General features: G+C 57.8%; 1 protein-coding gene. It reads right to left on the bottom strand.

The window, feature by feature from the left end:
- Nucleotides 1-232: hypothetical protein (locus AAEZ22_RS18670; RefSeq protein ID WP_352298589.1), on the bottom strand; the 232-nt coding region annotated here is incomplete at both ends.

Below are 232 nucleotides of genomic sequence, written 5' to 3'. Positions count from 1 at the left end.
GTGTATCGCCGTCTTCATCAAAGGTGGTGTAGGTTGCGGCGACATCGCCATCGACGGCGCTGTTTTCAGTAAAGTCATTGGCGACCACATCAATGGTCGGCGCATCGTTGGTCGGGGTGATCGCCGGGGTGTCACTGTCTTGGCCGGTTAAGTTGCCATCAGAGACGGTTAAATCCACTGGCGGTAAGGTGCCGCCGCCGTTGACGAGATCAGCACCGGCTTGGGTCAAGAC

The organism is Pseudoalteromonas sp. 20-MNA-CIBAN-0454 (genome assembly GCF_040308685.1).
Lineage (GTDB): Bacteria > Pseudomonadota > Gammaproteobacteria > Enterobacterales > Alteromonadaceae > Pseudoalteromonas > Pseudoalteromonas nigrifaciens.
This window is presented reverse-complemented; position numbering and strand designations above follow the sequence as displayed.